Source organism: Agathobaculum sp. (assembly GCF_034098985.1).
In the GTDB taxonomy this organism is placed as follows: domain Bacteria; phylum Bacillota; class Clostridia; order Oscillospirales; family Butyricicoccaceae; genus Agathobaculum.
Genome location: NZ_JAXEOA010000012.1, coordinates 1 through 22755 on the forward strand (window position 1 = coordinate 1; position 22755 = coordinate 22755).

The following is a 22755-nucleotide window of genomic DNA, read 5'->3' on the forward strand; positions in this document are numbered from 1 at the left end:
ATGGCTGCCGCACTTGGTCCGTTAACTGGGCGGCAGTTTCTGCTTGGGGCAGGATATTACTTTGCTGTTACAGTGCGGGCGCTGCTTTTGGCCGCCGCTGCCGGATATGCGCTTAGCGGTATGCTGCTGCGTGGAGACGCTGCACATGGCGCGGTGCGCCGTGAAGTTGAAACACTGAAAGTACAGTTTGGGAAACGCACGGCGCGTATTAGCGTATTGCGCGACAATGGAAACGATTTGGTAGAACCGCTTTCAGGAAGAGCGGCGGTCGTTCTTGGGCGTACTGCTGCCGCGCGGTTGCTTGACAGCCGGGTGCTCGAAGGGCTGACCGGCGAGAGCGCCGCCTCCTGTCTAGCACAACTGCCGCCCGAACAAGCGGCGAGATTTGGGCTTTTGCCATACCGCGCTGTCGGTACAGATGGTGGAATGCTGCTGTATTTCCGCCCTGACGAAGTGCGCAGGGAAGATGGAACGGCGGTCGACTGCGTGCTTGCGGTCAGTCCGGAAGAAGTAGGGCAGGGTGATTATGAGGGGCTTATTGGCGTGTGAAAAGGAGACATATTCATGCTGAAAGAATGGTTGAAACGTCTGCTATTATGGATTAAAAGGCGCAGAACGGTGTATTATATCGGCGGCAGCGAAGTGCTGCCGCCGCCGCTTTCGACGGAAGAGGAAGCCAAACAGGTGGCGGCCTGTCAGTCAGGAAATGAACATGCGAGAAACACGCTGATCGAGCATAACCTGCGTCTGGTCGTCTTTTTAGCAAGAAAATTTGAATCCAGCGGTGTTGGAACCGAGGACTTGATTTCCATTGGCACTATAGGGCTGATTAAAGCGGTAGGAACTTATAAAAGCGATAAAAACGTCAAGCTTGCGACATATGCCTCTCGTTGCATTGAAAATGAAATATTGATGTATCTTCGTAAGATTGGAAATCAACGGACAGAGATTTCTTTTGATGAACCGCTTTCGTCCGACTGGGATGGGAATGAACTTTTGCTTTCCGATATACTTGGAACGGAACCAGACAGCGTATTGCGGCCGCTTGAGGATGATGTGGATCGTGCATTGCTTTTGCGTGCGCTCGAACGCTTGCCTGAACGGGAAAAGCAAATTATCTCGCTGCGGTTTGGAATTGGGCGTGCTGAACCGCTGACGCAAAAAGAGGTTGCCGACTTGCTTGGGATCTCACAAAGCTATATTTCCAGATTGGAAAAACGGATCATCGCACGAATGCGAAAGGATATTTTAAAATGGGTTTGAAATGAAAGCGGCTGCCGAAAGTCAGCCGCTTTCGTTTTGCTTGCGCCTAGGCATAAAATGGAGTAAAATAAAGTTATCCGATCTGAAATTGCTTTTTTATACCGCCGCTCCCAGCTAAGCATATGAAACAGAAAAAGCCTGTCGGAATCGGGCGGCTGGCAAAATATTTTGGCAGTATATTCGATTGCCACGCGGGGGAAAATCCTCATAGTGAAGCACTTGCTTACAGAGAGACAGGAGGGTTTTTCCATGCAAACCAAGGTCGAGATTTGCGGCGTCAACACATCGGGCCTGACCGTGTTGACTGCCAAACAGACTGACGCATTGCTGCGCCGGGTCAAAGCTGGGGACAAGGCCGCGCGGGATGAACTGATACAAGGGAACCTACGGCTGGTGCTTTCGGTCATCCAGCGTTTTCACGGTCGCGGCGAATCTCCGGACGATCTGTTTCAGGTCGGTTGCATCGGATTGATGAAATCGATTGACAATTTTAATGTTGATTTAGGCGTGCGTTTTTCCACCTATGCCGTGCCGACGAACGGTCGTTGGGGAAATCCTCCGTCACATTGAAAGAAATCGCAGACCCAAATCTACATAAGGCCGTAAAAGAGGAGAAACGTATGCTTTTTTGCAATATTGACCTGCTGGATGAGCATTTGAACTGGAAACGCGGACAATATGTTGGCGTGCGGAATGACACCATTGAATATATCGGCAGCACAGAACCGTCAGCCGATTACGGTGAACGCTATGACGGCAGGCATCGTCTGTTGCTTCCCGGATTTTATAACGTCCATAGCCATGCACCGATGACGATGCTGCGCGGCTATGCAGAAAACCTGCCCCTTGACCGGTGGCTGAACGAGAAAGTGTTTCCCTTTGAAGATCAGCTGACTGCAAAGTACGTGTATTACGGCACGCAGCTGGCAATTGCCGAAATGCTGCAGTGCGGCACGGTTTCATTTACCGATATGTATTTTGAGTGCCAAGCGATGGCAAAGGCGGTTTTGGAAAGCGGCATCAAATGCAACTTAAGCCGCGGCTTGACGGTTTTTGACGATAGTGCCTATGATGAGCAGCTTCCGGCATACCGGGACAATATGGATTTGATCGGTAACTACCATAATGCTGGCGAGGGGAAATTGCAAGTCGATTTGTGCATTCATGGAGAATACACCTCAACCCCCAAGATTGTCGACGCGGTGGCTGCGCAGGCAAAGGAATACGGCCTGCGTATGCATATCCACCTGTCAGAAACACAGGCTGAGCACGAGGCATGCAAACAGCGCTACGGATTAACGCCGGCTGCGTATATGGAATCACATGGCGTGTTTGACGTGCCGACAACAGCGGCGCATTGCGTTTGGCTTGAGGATGGAGATTTCGATATTTTAAAGCGGCATGGTGTTACAGTTGCCTGCTGTCCTGCCAGCAATCTAAAACTGGCCTCAGGCTATGCAAATGTACCGGAGATGATGCGGCAGGGGATTGCTGTCGCACTGGGTACTGACGGCGCGGCCTCCAATAACAATTTGAATATTTTAAAAGACCTATATCTGTTTGCGATTGCTTATAAAGGGTATTATCATGATAGTACATTGATTACGCCGCAGGAGGCTTTGTACGCGGCGACGCGGGCTGGTGCGTGCAGTCAGGGACGTAAAGACAGTGGATTGCTTAAGGTGGGATGCCGCGCTGATCTTTGTGTGCTTGATGTGGATACGCCGCAGTTCACACCGATGACAGATGCGGCCTGCAATGTGGTATATGCCGCGCAGGGAACCGATATACGGCTGACAATGGTGGACGGCAAAGTGCTGTACCGTGACGGCGAATATTTAACATTGGATATTGAGCGCGTGAAATATGAAGCCCAGCAGGGGACACAAGAGATTCTGACATCGCTTTAAAGGAGCGTGAGAAAATGCGTCAACAGATCTTAGAATCCGCAACGTTTTTGCGTAAGCAGTTTTTGCGTCAGCCTGAAATTGGCTTGGTGCTTGGTTCAGGCCTCGGCCCACTGGCAGAGGAACTTCAAGATGCGGTATACATTCCTTATGGAATGATTCCGCATTTCAAACAATCGACTGCGCCCGATCATGCGGGCCAATTGGTTTGCGGGCAGCTTGCAGGTAAAACGGTATTGTGTATGCAGGGACGCCTGCATGGATATGAAGGGCATACGCCTGCAGAAATCGCTTATCCTGTGTATGTGCTGAAAGAACTGGGCGTCCGCGCACTGCTGCTGACTAATGCATCCGGCGGAATCAATACAGATTTTGCTGTCGGGGATTTGATGCTTATTGAGGATCATATTAACATGACGGGGCAAAGCCCACTGACCGGAATAAACGACGATGCTCTGGGTACACGTTTTCCGGATATGACGTTCGCGTATTGCCCCGAACTGCGCAAGACGGCACTTCAGGTGGCAGAGCAGAGCGGCGTGAAACTGCAGCGCGGCGTTTATTGTGGCGTCAATGGCCCACAGTTTGAAACACCAGCGGAAATTCGCGCGTTTCGTACCCTAGGAGCGGATGCAGTCGGCATGTCTACGGTCTTTGAAGTAATTGCAGCGGCGCACTGTGGACTCCCGCTCGCCGCGGTCGCAATGATTACAAATATGGCAGCGGGCGTGCTTATGAAACCGCTGTCCGGTGCAGAAGTCAATGAGATTGCTGAGCAGAAAGGAAAAGCGTTTCGCCAATTCATGACTGCTTGGATCAGTTCGATCGCGTTTTAAATTTTCATTGGAAAAAATAGTTGACAACACCTCAGATATTCGATATAATAATAAAGCTGTCACGGGTTATCGAGGTGTGGCTCAGCTTGGTAGAGCGCTTCGTTCGGGACGAAGAGGCCGCAGGTTCAAATCCTGTCACCTCGACCACTTAAAAGACCGTCAACCTTGTTGACGGTCTTTTGCTTTTTTGATTTATGAATGGGATAAGAGAAGGAGCAGTGTAGGCGTTATTTTTACCATAATGATGACTGCTTCTATGGTATGGGATTTAACGGCTGCTCCGGTGCGGCATTTATGCATTCAGACAGCCGTTCTATTTCTTATGGCTGCAGGCGTGCTTTGTGTATAACGCCCCACCATTATTGGCAGTTCCAGTAAACTTTGCGCTCCTTTATGCGATTACTAATGAATATGTCAGCCACTTATATTTTCCTTATATTCTGTCTTATCTATTTTTGATGCTCATTTCACCCGTCGCACTCACGTAATTGTCCAAACGCTTGTTGAGTGTGTTTGCCGGCGCGGTCAGCATCATTCTCTCACAATTGGTAAATGGCAGGTGCCGGGTGACAGAAACGGCACAGGATGTGCTTGTTGCTATGCTCGACCGTGCGGATGAATGTATCAGCTGCATGATTACGGCCAAAGGCGTGCCAGAAGACCCGGAACAACTTCGCGCAGATCTATGCAGGATTAGCAAATACCTGTCCCACAGTCGGCACACTTGCCGGCGCTGGCATCTTGAGCGCGTTTGGATGGGGCCGGTTGTATCTCAGTTGTAAGGTTGGGATATAGTAAAGAAAGCACGAATAGCTGATACTGAAAGGCTTTGCTATTAGCGTAAGGCCGCGCTGACTGCGGTGCAGAAATTGCGTGTGATCACTTGGGGTCGTGTGATCGCACTGCCAACGACAACGGCATGTGCACCGAGGTGTATTGCTTTGGCCGCTTGCTCCGGCGTGCTAAAGTTGCCTTCCGCTATAACCGGATGCTTACATTGATTGATCAACATCTGCAAGACCTGGAATTTATCTACTGTTTTAGATTGTTTTGTATAGCCGATTAAAGTAGTTCCGATATAATCAAAGCCCATCCGGTCTGCGCGAAGCCCTTCGTCCTTTGTGGAAATGTCCGCCATGAAAGCAGTATCAGGATACCTCGTTTTCAATGATGCCAGAAACTCCTCATCTTGGTCAATCGTTGCGTCAAGCGCAATAATGTCTGTTCCTGCATCAATCAGCGCCTGGATCTCCGTATGGGTCGGCGTGATATACGGGATCATGCCGGGATATTCTTTTTTTATGATGCCTATGATTGGTAGCGGCACAATACGACGGATCTCCGCAATATCCTCTGTGCTGTTGGCGCGGATACCTACTGCGCCGCCCTGCTGGGCAGCAAGCGCCATACGCCCCATGATAAAAGAGCTGTGCAAAGGCTCATTATCCAGAGCCTGGCAGGAAACGATCAAGCCACGAGGCAGAGAGCATGCCATATTATCCGACCTCCCCGAGAATTTCATGGATTTTTTGACGAATCAGATCTGCTTTGGCGCCCCATACAGCTTGTATACCACCCTTGACCTCAAGTACGGCCGCTGCCCCTAGGCCTTTGAGCGCATCCTTGTCAACTTGTCCGACATCCTTTACAGCAACACGAAGACGCGTGATACAAGCATCGACATCTTCAATGTTTTCGCGTCCGCCAAGCGCGTCCAGCACAGCGGCGGCAGTGTCGGCAAGAGAATCCTTGGCTGATATTTCAGGAACATCTTCTTCATTCTCTTCGCGGCCGGGCGTGGGAACATGAAATTTTGTAATCAACAGGCGGAACAGCAGATAATAAACAACTGCCCAAATAATGCCGATAGGAATGACAAGCAGCCAATTTGTCCGCGCATTGCCTTGAAGAATACCAAAAAGCGTAAAATCGATCAGGCCGCCAGAGAACGTGTTGCCAATGCGGATTGCGAGCAGATCTGCCACGAGGAAAGACAAGCCGTCAAGCAGGGCATGAACCACATAAAGCCACGGAGCAATAAACAAAAACATGAACTCGATCGGTTCGGTGATGCCTGTCAGGAAAGAGGTCAGCGCAGCACTGAGAAACAAGCCATAAACGAGTCTGCGTCGTTCTTTGGGCACACAGTGATACATGGCGAGGCAGGCAGCGGGTAGGCCGAACATCATCGTGGCAAACCGTCCGGCAAAAAAACGCGTGCCGTGTGTGAATAGTCCCACGTGTGCCGGATCGGCGAGTTCGGCAAAAAAGATATTTTGCGCGCCGACAATTGTCTGTCCCGCAACGGTTTCAACGCCGCCCAGTTCAGTATACCAAAACAGGGGATAGACCATATGGTGCAGCCCGACTGCGCCGGTTAAGCGAAGCAGGAACCCATAAAGAAACGTACCAACAACGCCAAGCTTGGAAATAACGCCGCCAAGCGCAATTAAGGCTGATTGGAACGGCGGCCAGATAAGGAAAAACAGCATTCCAACAAAGATAGCGGCGAACGAGGAAATGATGGGAATAAACCGTGAGCCGCCAAAGAAACCAAGAAACGCAGGCAGCTGGATATTATGGTAGCGCTTATGAAAAAATGTTACAATTAGTGCAATCACAATGGAACCAACAACACCAGTGTCGATTGCGTCCGCGCCGGGATGGAAAATATCCAGCATCATGGCGATGGTCGCATTCATGACCAGAAAAGAGACGGCTGCTGCAAGGCCAACCGTACCCTTATCGCGTGTCGCAAGGCCAACGCCAAGACCGATACAGATGATCAGCGCCAGATTACTGAAAACAGCGTTACCCGCAGCAGACATGATACGAAAAATTGCTTGCAGGGCAAAGTGATTAAGAAAGGGAAACGCGCCAATCGTATTTGGATTAGACAGCGCGCCGCCGATGCCAAGCAAGAGACCTGCTGCCGGCAATATGGCGATTGGCAGCATAAAGGCCTTTCCAAGCTTTTGTAGTTGCTTAAACATAGGGTTTCCTCCGTTTAACTTGATATTTGCAAGTTTGTCCAACGGAGCCAAAATTATTACATCAATTAGCGGCACGCATGTTTACGCAACATAGACCGATCGGTTTAAATGTGATATAATATAAAAAATATTAAATATAGCGGTTTTGGAAAGGGGAAACGTATGACGAATTACTGTATTACCTGTTGCACAACTGCCGATTTGCCCGAAGAAATTTTCCGTGCCAAAAATGTGCAGTTTGCGTGTTTTCATGTTCAGTTAGACGGCCGGGATTATCTTGATGATTTGGGCCAGTCCATTTCATTTCCAGAGTTTTATGCGAAGATAGCGGCAGGCGCTTCCCCAACGACTTCTCAGGTAAATGTTGAGGAATACGTCGCGCTGTTTGAACCGATTTTGCAGCAGGGAAAGGATATTCTGCACCTGACGCTATCGAGCGGTATTTCGGGCACTTATACGTCGGCTTGTATTGCACGGGACGATTTGTTGGAGCGTTATCCCGAACGCAAGCTGTATGTTGTGGATTCACTTGGTGCTTCCTCAGGATACGGGCTTTTGGTGGATGCCGCCTGCGACAAACGGGATAGTGGTATGCCGCTGGACGAGCTTTACCAGTGGCTTCAGCAAAACAAGCTTCGTCTGCACCATTGGTTTTTCTCAACCGATCTGACAAGCTATATTCGCGGAGGTCGTATATCAAAAACATCCGGCATGGTAGGGACGCTGCTGGGTATTTGTCCGTTGCTCAATATGAACAAAGAAGGCCGCCTGATTCCGCGGAAAAAGATTCGTGGAAAAAAACAGGTCATGCAGGAAATGGTCAAGATGATGGAACAGCACGCGGCGAACGGCTTGCAATACAGCGAAAAATGTTTTCTCTCAGAATCTGCCTGCATGGAGGATGCACGTGCGGTCGCGGATATGATTGAGGCGCATTTTCCAAAACTCAATGGCAAAGTGCAGATCAACAGCATCGGCACTGTAATTGGTGCACACACAGGCCCAGGCACGGTTGCCTTGTTCTTCTGGGGCGATCCAAGGACTGATTAAAAGAATAGAAAACGCCGTCTTTGAGAGACGGCGTTTTGTCATCGGTTTATCACATTCATTTGCAAACTTTGCAGGATGTCGAGCGCTTTTTCATGCAGCACAGGGTCAAAGGCGCGGCAGAGCGCTGCGTCAACGGTGATTTCCGCCTCGGGCCATTGTGCCTGCATCAGCACCGCGTTGGAAAGCACACACATATTCGTAACCACGCCAACAACCAGGATTTCTTTCAAATCCGGTAGAATTTGGCCCAAACGGTCGAGCTCGAAGGGAGGCATACCGAACGTATGCTTGGATACCGTATGGATTTGGTGGGTCGCGCAGGTTTCACAGCATAGCTCCTGCGTTTTTCCGTACAGCCGCCAGCCGTCGTTATTGGGATTGCAGTGGGGAATAGGCAGCGCGCGGCCCTCGCGCGTTTCCAGATAGGTATCATCATGCGTGTCATAAGTGAACAGTACATGATCTCCCTGCGCCAGATATCCTTGGGCGAGCCGCGCAATGCCGCCGTCAATTTCAGCGGCGCCTTTAAAGCCGAGCGAGCCGGTAACAAAGTCATTTTGATAGTCGATAACCGCAAGCAGTTTGGGCATGGTGATATGCTCCTTCCGTTTTTTTCAGTGTATCATGATTTTGCGCTGTAAACAATGAATTTATTGCATGGTACGGTAAACAAGGATATAATAAAGGCATGGCGCGCGCGCTCCAAGCATACGCTGAAAACGCAGGAGGTGCGCGCGATGGATAAGGAACTGGGCAAACGGCTGCTCTGCGGCCTGCTTTTAATAGCGGTGATATCACTGCTGGTGTGCCGCGGGGGACGCGCGGTGCGGACGCTTGCGTCTGCCGGTGCTGAACGCACGCTGGTCATCGATGCTGGACACGGCGGCTTTGACGGCGGCGCGATTGGCGCGACCGGGACGACCGAACAGGACATCAATTTATCCATTGCACAGCGCGTGCAGTCGTTGGCCGGATTTTTTGGTGTGCGCACGGTAATGACGCGCGAAAGCGGCGACGCGCTGGGCTATAACGAGGGAAAGTCGGTGCGGGATAATAAAATTACGGATATTAAAGCGCGCGAACAGATCGTACGGGATACGCCAAACCCGGTTTTTATCAGCATCCATTTGAACAAGTTTGGAGATCCGCAGTATCATGGAGCTCAGGTGTTTTATTCGCCCAACCACGCGGGCAGCCGGGCGCTTGCCGAGCTGCTGCAAAACGATTTGATTGCAGGGGCCGATCCGGATAATCACCGGCAGGCTAAACAGGCAGAATCCACAATATATCTAATGAAAAAGCTCGATTGCCCTGCAGTGATCGTGGAATGCGGCTTTTTGTCAAATCCGGCGGAAGAAGCGCGATTGGCAGATGCGGAGTATCATAAAAAACTCGCCGTGTGCATTACCAGCGGATATCTGCAATATGAAAGCGGCGTCTGACGGAGGAAGTATGAAACAAAAGACGGTCTATTTGTGCAGCGAGTGCGGCTATGAAAGCCCCAAATGGTATGGTAAGTGCCCAAGCTGCGGCGCATGGAATACCATGAGCGAATTTAAAGTGCAGCCAGAAACGACGACGCGGGGCGTGGCCAGCTTTTCTCGCGGGGATTCGCGGCCGACATTGCTGAGCGAGATACAGTCGAGCGACGAAAGCCGATTCTATTCAGGCATTGGCGAGTTAGATCGTGTGCTTGGCGGCGGCGCGGTGCATGGTTCGTTCGTGCTGGTGGGAGGCGAACCGGGTATTGGCAAAAGTACACTGCTGCTGCAAATGTGCCAGGAAATGTGTAAAGGCGCAAAGGTGCTTTATGTTTCTGGAGAGGAATCGCTGCGGCAGATCAAACTGCGCGCGGCGCGGCTTGAGATTTCCTCTCCCAGTCTGTTTGTTCTCGCGGAAACGGATATGGAGCAGATCATTGCGGAAACCGAGTTGCTGTCGCCTGACGTTTTGATCGTCGATTCTATTCAAACCGTTTATAAGCGCGACTTGACGACTGCACCCGGTGGGTCGACGCAGATCAAGGAATGTGCTATGAGCCTGATGCAGTATGCCAAAAATAAGAATGTGACGATTTTTATTGTGGGTCATGTCAACAAAGAAGGGACGTTGGCCGGCCCCAAGATTTTGGAGCATATGGTGGACTGTGTCTTGTATTTTGAGGGGGAGAAAACAGGCCCGTTCCGCTGCCTCCGCGCAGCTAAAAACCGGTATGGCTCGACTAACGAGATCGGCGTATTTGAAATGAGTGACCACGGCCTGCTGGAAGTGCAGAATCCGTCGGCGGCAATGCTCGCCGGCCATCCGACCGGCGCTTCTGGGAACTGCATCGCCTGTGTAATGGAGGGCAGCCGTCCCATATTAGCAGAGGTGCAGGCGCTGGTTGCAAAAACGCAGTTTGGCGTACCGCGCCGCACAGCCGCGGGTGTCGATTATAACCGAATGGTGCTGTTGCTTGCTATTCTGGAAAAACGTGCGGGGCTGTTTTTATCCTCTTCAGACGCATATGTGAATGTAGTCGGCGGCATGCGGTTGGACGAACCAGCGGTCGACCTGCCTATGGTGCTAGCGATCGCTTCCAGTTTTCGAGACAAGCCGCTTCCGGAAGGCGTGATGAGCTTTGGGGAAATCGGGCTGACAGGCGAGCTGCGCGCGGTTTCGAACGCGGCACAGCGCATCAATGAGGCATATCGGCTGGGATTCCATACATGCATCATGCCAAAGCAAGATGTGGGCGACGGTATTCCCAAACAAATGAATATCGTTCGTGTAAATTCTGTGGGGGAAGCGATCCAAGCGGTGCTATGACCCGAAATTTCCATGAGTATTTCCAACCTCTTGCTGCAAACTAATTTCAGTTTGCGGCAGGAGGTCGGTTTTTTATGGAAAAACAAGCGCGTATCGTATTGGCAGGAACGGCATTGGTATTATCTTGTATGCTGGCTTGGGCGTGGTCAGCACGTGCGCCAGAGCCGTTGACGGTAGAGACCGCACAGGCGGTTTCACAGGATATTTATAACAGCATCTCGGTGCCGGGCACGGTTGAAGCGGCGGAAAGCGTGGCCGTCAGCTCTGCACGGACGGCCGAGGTGACCGAGGTGTTTGCGCAGATCGGTGATGTCGTGCAGAGCGGTGAGCCGCTCTTCTCCTTGGCAGGCAGCGCCGAGACAGCGTCCAGCGTTGACCTGACCGGGCTGCAGCAGGCTTTCAGCGCCGTTACATCGGGAGATACCGAAAAACAAGCAGATGAAGACGAGCAGGGCGTTGTATACGCTGTGTCGGATGGGACAGCGCTCACTTTGCCGCAGGCAGGGCAGACTGTCTATGCCAATGTGCCGTGCGCCCGGATAGCGGATCTCAGCCACCTGCAGATCCGTGTCCGGGTGCCGGAGATGTATGCAGATACGATCAAGCAGGGCCAGCGCGCCAATGTGACAGCGTCCGCAGTGGGCGAACAGACCTATTCGGCTGCGGTACGTTCGGTTGCGCCGGTAGCGGTGCGATCGGTCAGCCTGACCGGGCAAAGCGGCTCCGCAGAGGTGGAGGCCGTGCTGCGGCTGCGCGGCACAACTGCGGGGCTGAAGCCAGGGTATTCAGTATCGGCCAAAATATTCACCGATTATCACCCGGATTCCGTTATCGTCCCATATACGGCCGTCTGCCAGCAGGGTGAGCAGGAATACGTTTACACGGTTGAAAATGGCGCGGCATGCAAACGAGCTGTGACGACTGGTTACCTGCTTGAAAAAGCTACCGAGATCGTGGATGGGTTGACACCGGGCAGTTTAGTAATATTGTCTCCACCGGCGGAATTGGACAATGGAGACCGGGTGGCGGCGGCATGAAAACATCGGATTGTTTTCGTCTCGCGTTGTCAAATTTGCGGGAAAACCCGCTTCGTACCGTGCTGTGCGCCTTGTCGGTCGCGGTGGGAGCCGGGGCGCTGATGCTTATCGCAGCATTGGGGCTATTTGGACAGACGCAGGTCGAGGTCAGCTTGCAAACGCTTGGAGTCAGCGGTCTGACCGTTTATTTGGACGGCTATAATGGCGGGAATCCGCTCTCTGTCCAGACGGTGAATGCACTGGAGAAAGACTTGCCTCAGGTATCACATGCCATGGCAATAAAGGCTAAGACGGGGAGCGTGCACGCGGGAAGCGGCAGCGTCAATGCCGTATTTCTCGGCGTAGATGAAAAGCTGGGCGAGGTGATGCATCTGAAACAGCTGGCCGGAACATTGCTGAGTGTCCAGCAAGCTGACTTCGGAACGCCGGTTGCGGTTGTGGATGATGTGTTGGCCAAAGAATTGTATGGACGAGAGAATATCGTCGGCCGTACTTTGCGCCTGCGTATGGATGGACAGGATCAATATTTTACGGTCGCTGGCGTCGTCCATGCGCAAACAGACGCGCTTGGCGGGACGCTCAGTGCGTTTGCCCCGCATTTGGTCTATATCCCATATGCATGTCTGGCAACACCTGAGGAGAATGCCGATCAAGTGTTTGTACAGTGTGCGCCGGATACGGCGTCAAGTGCTGTGGGTCAGCAGGTAGAACGGTATTTGACCGACCGCAAACAACTTGGCGGCACGGTGCGCGTCCAGAATATGAGTGGCATGATCGAGACCGTACGGGAGATGGCGCAGCTCTGCACATGGCTGTTTTTGGCAGTCGGCGCAGTAACGCTGTGCGTCGCGCTGATCGGCGTGCTTTGCAGTATGCTCGCCGCTACACATGAGAAAACGGGGGAGATCGGTGTGTTTTTGGCGCTTGGCGCAAAGCGTGGGGATATTCTGCGGCTGTTTTTAACGCAGTCAGTCCTTTTGTGCGGTTTAGGGGGGATTGCTGGTCTGATTCTTTCGGGAGCGATTTTGTGGTTTGGCGCGTCCGTCCTGCCGCCGGACGGACTGCTTACCGCAGCGCTGCTTACCATGTCCGTCGCATGCGGGGCGGTGGCTGGATTGTTGCCAGCGATACGCGCCGCCCGTTTGTCTCCGGTCGATGCCATGCGCAAATAAGACTTTTCATTCGCAGTGCTCTGTGCTAGAATATAAAGAAAAAGACAGAAAAAGGACGGATTTTGTCATGCGCCATATCATTGATCTCGCCGACCTGACCGACACAGAGTTTTCTGATTTATATAAGCTAACCACCAACATCATTGACCGACCGGAGGGATATACGGACGCCTGCCGCGGCAAGGTATTGGGCAGCTTGTTTTACGAGCCGTCTACCCGGACAAATCTATCCTTTTCTACCGCGATGATGCGGTTAGGCGGCAGTGTAGTCGGCTTTTCAGACCCGAATTCGTCTTCCACGGCCAAGGGGGAGACGTTAAAGGATACCATCAGCATGGTATCAAGCTATGCTGACCTAATTGTCATGCGTAATCCGCGCGAGGGGGCGGCCAAGGCGGCTTCGCTGTATTCTTCGGTTCCGGTCATCAATGCCGGCGACGGCGGCCATTTGCACCCGACGCAGACGCTGACCGATATGGTCACGATTCTGCGGCTGCGGGGAAGTGCAGACCATATGAAGATCGGCCTGTGCGGCGACCTAAAATATGGCCGCACGGTACATTCCTTGCTGCATTTTCTGGAGCGCTACCGGGACGTGCAGATTTACCTAATTGCACCGGATGCGCTCAAGCTTCCCTCGTATATGACCTCTTTTTTAAAGACGCATAATATGCCATACTGCGAGGTAAACAGCATTGATGAGGCGCTGCCTGAACTTGATGTTCTGTATATGACGCGGATCCAGCGGGAACGTTTTTCAACAGTCAAGGAGTATGAAAATCTAGAGGGAAACTACCAACTCACTGCTGAAAAAATGAAACGCGCCAAAAAGGATATGCTCGTGCTGCATCCGTTGCCGCGTGTGGACGAAATCTCGCAGGATGTGGACGACGACCCACGCGCCGTATATTTCCGGCAGGCGCGGTTTGGCATGTTTGGCCGGATGGCGTTGTTGCTCACGCTGTCCAAACTGCCGTTTGAACGAGCAGGCCATCAGCCGATTGGCTCGGCGGGCATTCAATGCTCGAATCATAAATGCATAACGAAAACCGAGCCATATTTGCCGTTGAGCGGCTCGGTAGGCAACTTGTGCCCGTATTGCGATGCACTGCTGGAATTGAAGTTATGATGCAGCTTTATTTTGCGCCTATGGAGGGTGTAACCGGATACATCTATCGGAACGCGCACTACCAGTTTTTTGGCGGGATCGATAAATATTATATGCCGTTCGTATCGCCCAGCCCGCATCGGCATTTCACGCCGCGCCAACTGCGGGATATCGCTCCGGCACAGAATGTGGCTGTGCCTGCGTTGCCGCAGCTAATGACCAAAAATGCAGAGGATTTTATCTGGGCGGCAAACGAACTGGAACAGATGGGATACCGGGAAGTCAATTTAAATTTGGGCTGTCCGTCCGGAACAGTGGTATCTAAAGGGAAAGGTGCCGGTTTTCTGGCTGATCCGGAAGGGCTGGATCGCTTCTTTGAGAAGGTGTTTTCTTCGGTCAGGGTTCCGATTTCGGTCAAAACGCGGGTGGGTATCCATAAGGTATCGGAGTTCTCACGGCTAATGCTGGTTTACAATCGGTATCCAATTGCAGAACTGACGATTCATCCCCGATTACAAAAGGACTTTTATAAAGGCGCTGTGCGAAAGCATGTGTTTGTGGATGCTTTTGCACAAAGTAAAAATCCTATATGTTACAATGGAGACTTGGTAACGGAAGCCGATATCACGCAATTAGCGAATGAGTTTCCCACTGTCGGATCGGTCATGCTTGGCCGCGGACTGATTGCCGACCCATCTCTGGCGGCACGGGCACAGGGAAAGCCGGCTGCGGACCGGAATACCCTATATGCATTTCACAAGAGCATATATGAGCAGTATACAGAAGCGTTTGGAAACAAACGAAATGCGATGCTGCGCATGAAAGAAATTTGGTTTTATCATATCAATTTGTTTGATAACAACGAAAAATACGGTAAAAATCTCAGGAAAACGTCCGATCCACGCGATTTTGAAGCTGCAATGGCAGCGATTTATCAGGATTTACCGCTGCGGGAAAACGCGGTTCCCGGTTGGTTCCGTCCCGCGGAGGATATATAAACAAGCCTTTCACATTTCGTGAAAGGCTTGTTCTTCAATCGGGATTTGATGACACAGCGGTCCGTTTCCATGACCAAGATTTAGCCCGGCGCGAAGCGCTGCAGTTAAATAAGATTTGGCGAGCGAGACAGCCTGCGGCAGTTCATACCCCTGTGCAAGACGGCAGGCGATCGCTGAAGATAAAGTACAGCCCGTACCGTGGGTATTAGGATTATCAATTCGTTCAGCGTGATACCAATATGCTTTTCCATGATACAGCAGCAGATCATCAGCGCAGTCGAACAGGTGCCCGCCTTTTAACAGAATACCGCTGCGAAACGTCTGGGCTAACTGATGGGCAGCACGTTCCATATCGCTTTTTGAGGAAATGGATTCTCTGCTCAGCGCAGAGGCTTCTGCAAGATTGGGAGTGATGACTGATGCGAGAGGGAAAAGCTGCTCTGTCAAAGCCTGCATGGCATCAGATGCAAGCAAGGGATGGCCACTAGTAGAAAGCATGACCGGGTCAAGCACGATATTTTTAGCGTGATAAAAACGCAGCCGTTCAGTTACTGCTTTAATCGTTTCACAGGAGACCAGCATCCCCAGCTTGACAGCATCGGGAACGATGTCCTCGAAAACGCAGTCAATCTGTCGGGCAACGAAAGCGGCAGGCGTCGGCTCAACGCCGAAAACACCGGTCGTATTCTGTGCGGTCAGCGCGGTGATAACACTCATGCCATATAGTTTGTGCGCTGCAATGGTTTTCAGGTCTGCTTGAATTCCTGCGCCGCCCGAGCAGTCAGAACCTGCAATGCTGAGTACGGTTTTCAAAAGACTCCCTCCAATCCAGTGCCGTCAAAAGCGGGAATAAAACTTTCGCTGATGGCTCCTCCATCCTGAAAAAAACCAGCCAAGCCGAACTGGGAAAATAAAGAACAGGCCTCTTGGTATTCTTCGGCGGTGATCGTCCGGTCCAATTCGGGAAATCGCTGCATGTCAAACGGCGTGTACTGCTGCATCAGGCTGACCAGTACGTTCTGACCAAAACGCAATGCGATATCACGGAGCACCTGAGCAGTATCGCCCGCGAGGCCGGGGAGCATCAGATGCCGCACGATCGTACCGCGCGTCAGCATACCGTCCGCACCGTATTGCGGAGCACCGCTCTGCCGAACCATTTCGGTGATCGCATTGACGGCGATCTCACGGTAATCCGGAGCATTGGAATAGCGCGCAGCGTAATAGCTACTATAATATTTGTAATCCGGCAGATAAATGTCCACATATGGTTCGAGCAACCGCAGGGTCTCCACACATTCGTAACCGCTCGAATTATACACAATGGGGATGGTCAGACCGAGCTGTTTGGCAAGATCGAGGGCTTCAATGATCTGCGGCACATAATGCGCTCCGGTCACAAGGTTGATGTTGTGCGCGCCTTGTTTTTGCAGCGATAAAAAGGTATCCGCCAGCGCATGACGTGAAAGCGGTTTTCCAGCGGCCTTCCGACGGCTGACCGCCCGGTTCTGGCAATAGACGCAGCCAAGAGAGCAATGAGAAAAAAAGACGGTGCCAGAACCCTTTTCTCCGGATAGCGGCGGTTCCTCCCACATGTGAAGCGCTGCACGCGCCGCATAAACATGATCGTCTGCACCGCAAAAGCCAAGAACGCCGTTTGTACGGTCCACTTCGCAGGCACGCGGACACAGGCGGCAGGCGCTTAGTAGATTTATCAAAAATCATCCCTCCGATATAAGTTAATTATATAGCTTCTTTGTCGGAAAAGGAAGTGATTTTCCTGCGCTGATATGCTATACTGATACCATTACGAATTTTCACCAAGGGGAGACCAATATGAAGATCATTGATATTTTGCGACAGGATAAAGTGACCCTGTCTTTTGAAGTGTTTCCGCCGAAGACAAGTGATAGTTATCAAGCGGTCGCCGCAGCGACACGTGAAATTGCGGCGCTTCGCCCGGATTTTATGAGCGTGACTTATGGCGCGGGCGGCGGAACCAGTGAGCACACAGTTGGTATTGCTGCTGGGCTGCATGAACAATATGGCGTGGAAACACTTGCACATTTGACCTGCGTATCCTCTACAAAAGAACACGTCCGCAATATGCTGGACAAGCTGCGCGCACACGGCGTGGAAAATGTGTTGGCGCTTCGCGGGGATATCCCTGCGGATGGCGAGGTGGCGCACGATTACCATTATGCCGCAGAGCTGGTACGCGACATCAAGGCGCAGGGGGACTTTTGCGTCGGCGGTGCGTGCTATCCCGAGGGACATGTGGAAGCGGCAAATAAAAGCGAGGATATCCGGCATTTAAAAACAAAGATCGATGCGGGCTGTGAATTTTTGACCACACAGATGTTTTTTGATAACAATATCCTCTATAATTTTTTATACCGTATTCGGGAACAAGGAATTACGGTGCCGGTCGTGGCCGGCATCATGCCGGTGACAAATGTTAAGCAAATTAAACGTATTCTGTCCATGTCGGGCACTTATCTGCCTGAGCGTTTTAAGGCAATCGTTGACCGTTTCGGCCAAAATCCTTCTGCTATGAAACAGGCGGGCGTTATTTATGCGACCGAACAAATCATTGACCTGATTGCAAATGGAGTTAACCATATCCATGTGTACTCCATGAATAAGCCTGAGATCGCGGCGGGAATTCAAGCCAGTTTATCGGAGATCTTGAGATAATGCAGGTCGATAAAAGCGAAATACTCCGTTATTTGGGATACCGGACGCAGACACCGGATGAAGTGGTAGAGCAGAAGATTGATGAGTGTATCCATACATTGGAGCAGCAAACAGAGCCAAAGTCTATTTATCGCGCGTTTGATTTGGAGTGCTTGGAGCCTGATAAATTATGGATTGCGGATGCGTCGATTGATAGCAGAGACCTATCGAAAAATCTTATAGGCTGTGAAAAGGTATATTTAATGGCAGCAACGCTGGGGCTTGGCGTAGATCGGCTGATCGCACGTGCTTCTGCCGTTCGGATAAGCGACGCGGTCATCTATCAAGCTGCTGCTGCGGCAATGATTGAGGCTTACTGCAATGAAGTGAATGAAGCGGTACGTAAAGAAGCAGAGCTGTTGGGACTATACTGCCGACCGCGGTTCAGCCCGGGATATGGGGATTTTTCCATTATGCATCAGCGGGATTTCAGCCGGCTGCTCGATACGCCGAGAAAAATTGGACTTACCGTGACGGAAAGTATGCTGCTTGTACCGATTAAATCTGTTACTGCGGTGATTGGTTTGTCTCAGAAACTAACGCACTGCCAGCAGAAAGACTGCGAAGCCTGTGGGAAAATGGACTGTATATATAGGAGATAAAATATGGAATTCCTAAAAAGACTGGGCAATGAATGGCTGTTCTGTGACGGTGGTATAGGTACGCTTCTTCAGGAGCAAGGGCTTCAGGCGGGCGAGCTGCCGGAAACTTGGAATTTGACACATCCGGCTCAAATCGTTGCGCTTCACCGAGCCTATCTGGAATCGGGCAGTGATATCATAGCGACCAATACGTTTGGAGCAAATGCGCTCAAATATCCTGATAATTTATATGAAATCGTCGGGCAGGCGGTAATGCATGGAAAAAAAGCGCGTGAGCTGGCTAATAGGCCGGATGCCTATATCGCGCTCGATATTGGCCCGACCGGCCGGCTCCTCCAGCCCATGGGGGATCTGGAGTTTGAACGCGCAGTCGAGATATTTGGGGAGGTAGTCCGCATTGGTGCTGCGGCAGGGGCCGATCTCGTGCTGATTGAAACTATGAGCGATAGCTACGAGGCCAAGGCAGCAGTGCTTGCCGCGAAAGAAAATTGTGACCTGCCAATATGCGTTACCGTGATTTTTGACGAAAAGGGGAAGCTGCTTACAGGCGGCACGATCTCCTCAACGGTCGCATTGCTGGAGGGGTTGCGGGTTGACGCTTTGGGTGTCAACTGTGGATTGGGACCTCGACAGATGTTGCCAATTGTCCGGGAACTTACCGAGGTTTGTTCTTTGCCGATCATTGTCAATCCCAATGCCGGTCTGCCGCGCAGCGAAAATGGAAAAACAGTTTTTGATGTGGATGCGGACATGTTTGCGGAACTGATGGGGGAAATAGCCGATATGGGCGTACATGTGCTGGGCGGATGCTGCGGCACAACGCCCACCCATATCAGCAAGATGATTGAAACATGCAAAGAGAAACCGTTTTCTGCCGTAAAACCTAAACACCGTACGGTTGTGTCATCATTTTCTCAAGCAGTTGAAATTGGAAAGGCTCCGATTATCATTGGAGAACGCATCAATCCGACTGGAAAAAGCAAATTTAAGCAAGCACTGCGTGAGGGAAATATTGAGTATATTCTGTCCGAAGGTCTGATGCAAGAAGATAAGGGCGCGCATATTCTGGATGTAAACGTCGGCTTGCCGGAGATCGATGAAGCAGCGATGATGGAGCGCGTAATAACACAACTGCAAAGTATTCTGCCTTTGCCGCTCCAGATTGATACTTCTGATACCGGGGCAATGGAACGTGGCATGCGCATTTATAACGGCAAACCGATGATTAACTCCGTCAGCGGTAAAAAAGAAAGTATGGAAGCCGTCTTTCCACTCGTTCAAAAATACGGCGGCGTTGTGGTCGGCCTGGCGCTGGACGAGAATGGCATTCCGGGCACTGCCGAAGGGCGAGTGCGAATTGCGAAAAAGATTTACGATACGGCGGCATCTTATGGGATATCGAGGAATGATATTGTCATTGATGCGTTGGCTATGACAATTTCCTCTGACCATGCCTCAGCGCAGGTGACGCTTGAAACCCTTCGCCGTATCCGCAACGAATTGCATGGACACACGATTTTGGGCGTATCCAATATATCCTTTGGCTTGCCGCAGCGTGAGATTATTAATGCAAACTTTTATACGCTTGCTTTGCAATGCGGGCTATCCTGCGGTATCATTAATCCGAATGCTGAGACAATGATGCGGTCGTATCATACGTTTTTGGCGTTATCAGGACAGGACGCGCAATGTGCGGGTTATATCGCGGCATATGGAGGGCAACAGGCGGCGGCTTCGGCAGGGGCTGACCAGCCAGCGTTGTCTTTGTCAGAAAGCGTTGAACGCGGCTTGAGAGAACGAGCCGCTGAGGCAGCATATAACGCGTTAAAAACAATTGCACCGCTTGAGCTTGTGAATTCTGAACTGATCCCAGCTCTCGACCGGGTCGGAAAAGGCTTTGAAGCAGGCACAGTTTTTCTTCCGCAGCTGCTGATGAGTGCCGAGGCAGCCAAAGCAGCCTTTGACGTGGTTAAGGATGCGATGAAAGGACAGCCGCAGGAGAAACGAGGAAAAGTCATTTTGGCAACCGTCAAAGGTGATATTCACGATATTGGGAAAAACATTGTAAAAGTGCTGCTCGAAAATTATGGCTATGAAGTCATCGATCTGGGCAAGGATGTTGCCCCCGAAGTGATTGTAGACGCGGCGCTTGTGCACGATGTCCGACTAATTGGTCTCAGTGCGTTGATGACCACCACGGTCGTCAGTATGGAAGCGACGATCCGGTTGCTGCACGAACGAAAGCCTGACGCAATAATCGTGGTTGGCGGCGCAGTTTTGACACAGGAATACGCCGATACCATCGGCGCGGACTACTATGCACGTGATGCAATGGCAACTGTGCATTGTGCGCAACAGGTTTTAGGATAAAGGCAAAGCCTCCTGCTCGGAGTCCCGATAGGAGGCTTTGCACTTATATGTTTGCTTCGCATGAAGATTATGCTGCGTTTTGCAGTTCATCCAGCGCCTCTTGCTTGTTGTCGGCGGAGAACAAAAAACGACCTTGCTCATCATAAACCTCGATATGACCATTTACGTACTCAATAGAATAGCTCATTTTTGAAGCTCCTTTCTTGATCTGTGCCCAGTATACCAAGAAAAGAGTCCGATAAACCGGACTTATTCTGTCATGTGCTGTAATTGTTTTTGGAAAGAAGAGCGAACGTCGTCAGGCTCCAGAATACGAACAGCGCCACCTAGTCCAAAAATCCACGAGAAGAATTGAGGGCTGACCGCAACGGTAACATTGACCGCAAAATGCTCTTCATCCAGTTTTTGCAGCATCAGATCGCTGCCGAAGCGGTCGCGAATCACGCCGATAAATCGATTTTCACAGCGCAGCCGTACAGTTCGTTCCTCGCCGGAAAACATGCCGAACATCTTTCGCGTGTAAGCCGCAACGTTAAACTGCTCCCGAAAATGTTTTTGCCCCTCGCGTTGTTGGGCGCTTAGCGCAATATGCTCCATTTTGTCCACCCGGTAGTGGCGGATCTGATCGGATTCCCCATTGTACGCAACCAGATAATAGTTTTCATCATCCCATGTTAAAGCCCATGGGCTAACGGTATATTTGCCGCCATCCCGGCGAAAGCGTTTGCAGATCCGCTCTGTTCCGGAAAAATCAACCGCCCATTCAAAGTAGCGAAAAGTGATCTTTTTGCCTGAGGAAATGGCGGTGTGCAGTTTGTCAATGTTATAATAAATACTTTCGTTCATGGTTTTGACACGCCCGGAAATATAAACCTGCCTTTGCAGCGCGCGTGCTTGCGGCTCGCTTGCAAGTGCTTCTACTTTTTTGATCAGTTCATTTGATTTTTTCTCCGTTATAAACCGTGAACACTGAACGGCATCTACCAAGAGCTTTAGCTCGGGCAGTTCAAAATCCCGTGAGGCGATGTAATAGCCGCCGTTCCGGCCGCGCTGCAGCGCGATATCGAGTCCGTAATCTTGTAATGCGGCAATGTCGTCATAAATGCTTTTCCGTTCTGCCTCAATGCCATAGTGCGATAAGGAGCTTAGTATTTGTGACATGGTGAGCTTATGCTCCTCATCGGTCTTTTCCAGAAAGATACGGTACAAATACAATAACTTCAGTTTTTGATTTGAATTCTTAGCCATTTATCTTTATCCTTTCTGCAAGAGCTTGTTCATATGCTGCTTTGGTCGCAGCATCAAAGCAAACCATTATCACTTGTAGCTGCGGCTGCTCTTGTAGGACATCCAAGATTACTTTCAACGCGATACGTGCTGCACGATCAACGGGGAACCGATAGACACCGGTGCTGATTGAGGGGAATGCGATAGTCTGGCAACCATTTTCTACTGCAAGTGCAAAACAGGAACGATAGCAGGAAGCAAGCAGTTCCTCCTCATTTGCGCTGCCGCCTTGCCAGATAGGGCCGGGCGTATGAATAACATAATTACAAGGAAGATGGTAAGCCTTGGTGATTTTAGCTTTTCCAGTTTCACAGCCTCCAAGCGTTCGGCATTCGACGAGAAGTTCGGGACCGGCCGAGCGGTGAATCGCACCATCGACACCACCGCCGCCAAGCAGACGGGTATTTGCTGCATTGACGATCGCATCTACATGGATTTTAGTAATATCACCGTGTATAATTTTTAGGCGTTCCATCCTTGTCGCCTCCTTAAAGAGATATTTATGGGATCAGTATAATCGTTATTGGTTAAAAAGGCAAGTTTGACGACAGCACTAACCCGCGTTATAATGGTAGAAACAGTAGGGAC

21 protein-coding genes, 1 tRNA gene and 1 pseudogene are annotated in these 22755 nt (G+C 51.0%); 16 read left to right on the top strand and 7 right to left on the bottom strand.

From position 1 onward, the window contains the following. The 6 genes and pseudogenes from SO058_RS02870 to SO058_RS02895 all read left to right on the top strand — a co-directional run. Window positions 1–549, top strand: a 549-nt coding sequence (locus SO058_RS02870) for a sigma-E processing peptidase SpoIIGA (RefSeq protein ID WP_320841492.1), incomplete at its 5' end; no start/stop codon positions are given. A 15-nt stretch (window positions 550–564) separates the two neighbouring features. Continuing rightward, window positions 565–1263: an RNA polymerase sporulation sigma factor SigE gene (gene sigE, locus SO058_RS02875; RefSeq protein WP_320841493.1), complete on the top strand. Its 699-nt coding sequence runs from the start codon at window positions 565–567 to the stop codon at window positions 1261–1263. A 249-nt stretch (window positions 1264–1512) separates the two neighbouring features. Continuing rightward, a pseudogene (locus SO058_RS02880) lies at window positions 1513–1797 on the top strand (sigma-70 family RNA polymerase sigma factor); the annotation flags it as partial. A gap of 86 nt (window positions 1798–1883) precedes the next feature. Further along, on the top strand, window positions 1884–3173 hold the full coding sequence (locus tag SO058_RS02885) for an amidohydrolase family protein (protein ID WP_320841494.1): 1290 nt from the start codon (window positions 1884–1886) through the stop codon (window positions 3171–3173). Between the two features lie 14 nt (window positions 3174–3187). Beyond that, window positions 3188–4006 carry a purine-nucleoside phosphorylase gene (locus tag SO058_RS02890; RefSeq protein WP_320841495.1) on the top strand — a complete coding sequence of 273 codons (819 nt, stop codon included), beginning with the start codon at window positions 3188–3190 and terminating at the stop codon, window positions 4004–4006. A gap of 70 nt (window positions 4007–4076) precedes the next feature. Then, a tRNA-Pro gene (locus SO058_RS02895) sits at window positions 4077–4153 on the top strand. A 688-nt stretch (window positions 4154–4841) separates the two neighbouring features. On the opposite strand, the gene SO058_RS02900 is transcribed toward SO058_RS02895, so the two are convergent. Together SO058_RS02900 and SO058_RS02905 are read right to left on the bottom strand one after the other, a co-directional pair. Then, window positions 4842–5501, bottom strand: a complete 660-nt coding sequence (locus SO058_RS02900; RefSeq protein WP_320841496.1) for an N-acetylmannosamine-6-phosphate 2-epimerase — start codon at window positions 5499–5501, stop codon at window positions 4842–4844. A 1-nt stretch (window position 5502) separates the two neighbouring features. Next, window positions 5503–6999: a PTS transporter subunit EIIC gene (locus tag SO058_RS02905; protein ID WP_320841497.1), complete on the bottom strand. Its 1497-nt coding sequence runs from the start codon at window positions 6997–6999 to the stop codon at window positions 5503–5505. 162 nt (window positions 7000–7161) lie between these two features. Here SO058_RS02905 and SO058_RS02910 point away from each other — a divergent pair, with 162 nt between their 5' ends. Further along, a complete protein-coding gene (locus SO058_RS02910; RefSeq protein WP_320841498.1) occupies window positions 7162–8049 on the top strand; it encodes a DegV family protein in 888 nt (295 codons plus the stop codon). 38 nt (window positions 8050–8087) lie between these two features. On the opposite strand, the gene SO058_RS02915 is transcribed toward SO058_RS02910, so the two are convergent. After that, window positions 8088–8639 (bottom strand): cysteine hydrolase family protein, encoded by a 552-nt coding sequence (locus SO058_RS02915; RefSeq protein WP_320841499.1) that lies wholly within the window; start codon window positions 8637–8639, stop codon window positions 8088–8090. A 147-nt stretch (window positions 8640–8786) separates the two neighbouring features. On the opposite strand from SO058_RS02915, the gene SO058_RS02920 reads away from it, so the two are divergent. The 6 genes from SO058_RS02920 to SO058_RS02945 all read left to right on the top strand — a co-directional run bounded on the left by SO058_RS02920 (window position 8787) and on the right by SO058_RS02945 (window position 15172). Then, on the top strand, window positions 8787–9491 hold the full coding sequence (locus SO058_RS02920) for an N-acetylmuramoyl-L-alanine amidase (protein ID WP_320841500.1): 705 nt from the start codon (window positions 8787–8789) through the stop codon (window positions 9489–9491). 10 nt (window positions 9492–9501) lie between these two features. Beyond that, on the top strand, window positions 9502–10857 hold the full coding sequence (gene radA / locus SO058_RS02925) for a DNA repair protein RadA (protein ID WP_320841501.1): 1356 nt from the start codon (window positions 9502–9504) through the stop codon (window positions 10855–10857). Window positions 10858–10931: 74 nt separating this feature from the next. Continuing rightward, the gene (locus tag SO058_RS02930; protein ID WP_320841502.1) at window positions 10932–11894 is read left to right on the top strand and encodes an efflux RND transporter periplasmic adaptor subunit; all 963 of its coding nucleotides are present in this window, start codon (window positions 10932–10934) and stop codon (window positions 11892–11894) included. Continuing rightward, the gene (locus SO058_RS02935; RefSeq protein ID WP_320841503.1) at window positions 11891–13066 is read left to right on the top strand and encodes an ABC transporter permease; all 1176 of its coding nucleotides are present in this window, start codon (window positions 11891–11893) and stop codon (window positions 13064–13066) included. Before SO058_RS02930 ends, SO058_RS02935 begins: the two co-directional genes overlap by 4 nt. Window positions 13067–13133: 67 nt before the next feature. Further along, window positions 13134–14195, top strand: a complete 1062-nt coding sequence (gene pyrB, locus SO058_RS02940) for an aspartate carbamoyltransferase (protein WP_320841504.1) — start codon at window positions 13134–13136, stop codon at window positions 14193–14195. Further along, complete coding sequence (locus SO058_RS02945; protein WP_320841505.1) at window positions 14192–15172, top strand: tRNA dihydrouridine synthase; 981 nt, start codon at window positions 14192–14194, stop codon at window positions 15170–15172. Before pyrB ends, SO058_RS02945 begins: the two co-directional genes overlap by 4 nt. A gap of 9 nt (window positions 15173–15181) precedes the next feature. Here SO058_RS02945 and thiD read toward each other — a convergent pair whose 3' ends face one another. Both thiD and SO058_RS02955 read right to left on the bottom strand, forming a co-directional pair. Further along, on the bottom strand, window positions 15182–15985 hold the full coding sequence (gene thiD / locus SO058_RS02950; RefSeq protein ID WP_320841506.1) for a bifunctional hydroxymethylpyrimidine kinase/phosphomethylpyrimidine kinase: 804 nt from the start codon (window positions 15983–15985) through the stop codon (window positions 15182–15184). Continuing rightward, window positions 15982–16890, bottom strand: coding sequence for a radical SAM protein (locus tag SO058_RS02955; protein WP_320841507.1), 909 nt, complete (start codon window positions 16888–16890; stop codon window positions 15982–15984). The genes thiD and SO058_RS02955 overlap by 4 nt, the downstream gene beginning before the upstream one ends. 118 nt (window positions 16891–17008) lie before the next feature. Here SO058_RS02955 and metF point away from each other — a divergent pair, with 118 nt between their 5' ends. Genes metF through SO058_RS02970 form a run of 3 tightly spaced genes read left to right on the top strand, consistent with a single transcriptional unit; the run spans window position 17009 to window position 20880 of the window. Continuing rightward, window positions 17009–17869, top strand: coding sequence for a methylenetetrahydrofolate reductase [NAD(P)H] (metF, locus tag SO058_RS02960; RefSeq protein WP_320841508.1), 861 nt, complete (start codon window positions 17009–17011; stop codon window positions 17867–17869). After that, window positions 17869–18510 carry a vitamin B12 dependent-methionine synthase activation domain-containing protein gene (locus SO058_RS02965; RefSeq protein WP_320841509.1) on the top strand — a complete coding sequence of 214 codons (642 nt, stop codon included), beginning with the start codon at window positions 17869–17871 and terminating at the stop codon, window positions 18508–18510. Before metF ends, SO058_RS02965 begins: the two co-directional genes overlap by 1 nt. 3 nt (window positions 18511–18513) lie before the next feature. Further along, window positions 18514–20880 (top strand): homocysteine S-methyltransferase family protein, encoded by a 2367-nt coding sequence (locus SO058_RS02970; RefSeq protein ID WP_320841510.1) that lies wholly within the window; start codon window positions 18514–18516, stop codon window positions 20878–20880. A 249-nt stretch (window positions 20881–21129) separates the two neighbouring features. Here the strand turns inward: SO058_RS02970 and SO058_RS02975 are convergent, their stop codons facing one another. Further along, on the bottom strand, window positions 21130–22128 hold the full coding sequence (locus SO058_RS02975; RefSeq protein WP_320841511.1) for a helix-turn-helix transcriptional regulator: 999 nt from the start codon (window positions 22126–22128) through the stop codon (window positions 21130–21132). Next, window positions 22121–22642 carry an O-acetyl-ADP-ribose deacetylase gene (locus SO058_RS02980; RefSeq protein ID WP_320841512.1) on the bottom strand — a complete coding sequence of 174 codons (522 nt, stop codon included), beginning with the start codon at window positions 22640–22642 and terminating at the stop codon, window positions 22121–22123. The genes SO058_RS02975 and SO058_RS02980 overlap by 8 nt, the downstream gene beginning before the upstream one ends. Window positions 22643–22755: the final 113 nt, after the last annotated feature.

Coding starts and splice junctions, on each gene's coding strand:
- sigE (WP_320841493.1), top strand. CDS start 565: ATGCTGAAAGAATGGTTGAAACGTCTGCTATTATGGATTAAAAGGCGC.
- SO058_RS02885 (WP_320841494.1), top strand. CDS start 1,884: ATGCTTTTTTGCAATATTGACCTGCTGGATGAGCATTTGAACTGGAAA.
- SO058_RS02890 (WP_320841495.1), top strand. CDS start 3,188: ATGCGTCAACAGATCTTAGAATCCGCAACGTTTTTGCGTAAGCAGTTT.
- SO058_RS02900 (WP_320841496.1), bottom strand. CDS start 5,501: ATGGCATGCTCTCTGCCTCGTGGCTTGATCGTTTCCTGCCAGGCTCTG.
- SO058_RS02905 (WP_320841497.1), bottom strand. CDS start 6,999: ATGTTTAAGCAACTACAAAAGCTTGGAAAGGCCTTTATGCTGCCAATC.
- SO058_RS02910 (WP_320841498.1), top strand. CDS start 7,162: ATGACGAATTACTGTATTACCTGTTGCACAACTGCCGATTTGCCCGAA.
- SO058_RS02915 (WP_320841499.1), bottom strand. CDS start 8,639: ATGCCCAAACTGCTTGCGGTTATCGACTATCAAAATGACTTTGTTACC.
- SO058_RS02920 (WP_320841500.1), top strand. CDS start 8,787: ATGGATAAGGAACTGGGCAAACGGCTGCTCTGCGGCCTGCTTTTAATA.
- radA (WP_320841501.1), top strand. CDS start 9,502: ATGAAACAAAAGACGGTCTATTTGTGCAGCGAGTGCGGCTATGAAAGC.
- SO058_RS02930 (WP_320841502.1), top strand. CDS start 10,932: ATGGAAAAACAAGCGCGTATCGTATTGGCAGGAACGGCATTGGTATTA.
- SO058_RS02935 (WP_320841503.1), top strand. CDS start 11,891: ATGAAAACATCGGATTGTTTTCGTCTCGCGTTGTCAAATTTGCGGGAA.
- pyrB (WP_320841504.1), top strand. CDS start 13,134: ATGCGCCATATCATTGATCTCGCCGACCTGACCGACACAGAGTTTTCT.
- SO058_RS02945 (WP_320841505.1), top strand. CDS start 14,192: ATGATGCAGCTTTATTTTGCGCCTATGGAGGGTGTAACCGGATACATC.
- metF (WP_320841508.1), top strand. CDS start 17,009: ATGAAGATCATTGATATTTTGCGACAGGATAAAGTGACCCTGTCTTTT.
- SO058_RS02965 (WP_320841509.1), top strand. CDS start 17,869: ATGCAGGTCGATAAAAGCGAAATACTCCGTTATTTGGGATACCGGACG.
- SO058_RS02970 (WP_320841510.1), top strand. CDS start 18,514: ATGGAATTCCTAAAAAGACTGGGCAATGAATGGCTGTTCTGTGACGGT.
- SO058_RS02975 (WP_320841511.1), bottom strand. CDS start 22,128: ATGGCTAAGAATTCAAATCAAAAACTGAAGTTATTGTATTTGTACCGT.
- SO058_RS02980 (WP_320841512.1), bottom strand. CDS start 22,642: ATGGAACGCCTAAAAATTATACACGGTGATATTACTAAAATCCATGTA.